The 1,752-nt window shown below is 61.0% G+C and carries 2 protein-coding genes and 1 pseudogene; all 3 read left to right on the top strand.

Translation table 11 applies throughout. The features are described 5' to 3' along the window. A partial coding sequence (locus ACH2EH_RS09900) for an enolase C-terminal domain-like protein (protein WP_395141235.1) occupies positions 1 to 540 on the top strand: 540 nt, incomplete at its 5' end. A 160-nt stretch (positions 541 to 700) separates the two neighbouring features. Next, entirely contained in the window at positions 701 to 1,555 is an 855-nt protein-coding gene (locus ACH2EH_RS09905; RefSeq protein ID WP_395141237.1) for a creatininase family protein, read from the top strand. 9 nt (positions 1,556 to 1,564) lie between these two features. Next, positions 1,565 to 1,752: pseudogene (locus ACH2EH_RS09910) on the top strand (hypothetical protein); the annotation flags it as partial.

Genomic DNA, 1,752 nt, shown 5'->3' on the forward strand with positions numbered 1-1,752 from the left:
GGCTCGGAGCAGTTCTGGCCCCACGGCTACAAGTGGGCGCTCCAGACCAGTAAGCTGCTCGCCGACTATGGTGTCGGTTGGTTTGAGGAAGCGCTCCCGCCCGACGACATAGACGGCTTTTGCAAGCTACGCGAGCACGCGCCGCTTCCCATCACTAGCGGCGAAGTGCTGGTGCGGCGGCAGTCGTTTCTGCCGTGGATCGAGCGCGGCGCGGTGGATATTCTCCAGCCCGACACGACCAAGTGCGGCGGCCTCTCCGAAGCTCGAAAGATCGCCTGGGCCGCCTACGACCATAATATCGGCTTCGTCAGCCACGGCTGGAACACGGCGATTGGCCTCGCCGCTGATCTCGCCCTGGCGGCGGCACTTCCCACAGCACGCTACGTCGAGTACATCACGCCCGCGCCCTACATTGACCAGCTCGTCAAAATCCCCTGGAAACTAGATGCCGAGGGTTTTTTGCCCATCCCCATGACTCCTGGCCTGGGGATTGAGATTGACGAAGAGGCGCTCAAGAGGTTTACGGTGCCCGCACGATAAACGTGGGGCAATGGGGCGTTTCGCCGTCGCGTGGACGGTAAACGTCCCGCTATAGGGCGTCGTACCTCCGCCGCGCCTTCGGCGATATTTTACCGACGAGGCACGAGGGGGCGGCCGAAGGCCCCACAGCGGGACGTTTACCGTCCTAAGGAGAGAAATTATGAACAGTTTAGACAAGACACTCTACGACGGCCTGACATGGCCGGAGATCAACGAGGCGGTGACGGCGCAAAAGATCGTGCTCCTGCCCATTGGTAGCACGGAGCAGCACGGGCATCATCTGCCGCTCGATGTGGATAATTTTCTGGCGCGTAGTGTTTGCTTGGAGGCAGCCAAGCGTGCGCCGCAGGAGCTACTCGTGATGCCGACCATTCCCTACGGCTACAATGAGCACGGACAGGACTTTCCCGGCACGATCCACGTGACCTACGCACACTTTATCGAGTATTGTTTGGATGTGGTCAAGAGTGTCGCCTACGCCGGGTTTGATCGGATCGTCATTATAGACGGCCACGGCTCCAACGAGCACCTCTGTGAGTTCATTGCGCGGCGTGCGACTTTAGAGACCGAGGCGCTGGTGGCTTCGACGATATGGACGAATCTGGCCATAGAGGCGTTTGAGAAAGTCCGGGAAAGCGGGCATGGCGGCGCGGCCCATGCCTGTGAATTAGAAACCAGCGCGTACCTGCACCTGGCTCCTGAGCACGTCCAGATGGACAAGGCCAGCGATCACTACGGCGGTGCGGCAGGGCGCGAGGGAAGTAGGTTTCTCTCGGTGGACCTCACGCGCGGCTGGGGGCCGATGAAGCTGGTGCAGTGGACCAGTGGCGCGACTCCCACAGGGGTTTCCGGTGCGCCGACCCTCGCCACGGCGGAGAAGGGCAAGGCAATTATTGGCGGCGCGGCGGACAATCTGGTCGCCTTCATCCGCGAGTTCCGTGGCATGGAGAAGCTCGTTCGTGTGGATCACCGCGCCATGAAGCCCGCCTCCCCGACACTGCCTAACCTGGACTAGCAATAAATCATGAAACAAACATCCCTCTACAACGACAGTGTCGCCGCCTCGAATTCGTTGCGCACTGAGCAGGCAAAAGAGCTGGAGCGCTACATCCAGCACCTCAAGACCGACAAGAGCCGCCGAATCTCCGACATCAAGAAGCTCCGTCAGCGCTTCGCCGAGAGCATCGGCTGGCCTCCACCCGGCAAGCCCGA

The sequence above is a fragment of the Armatimonas sp. genome, from assembly GCF_043760365.1.
In the GTDB taxonomy this organism is placed as follows: Bacteria; Armatimonadota; Armatimonadia; order Armatimonadales; family Armatimonadaceae; genus Armatimonas.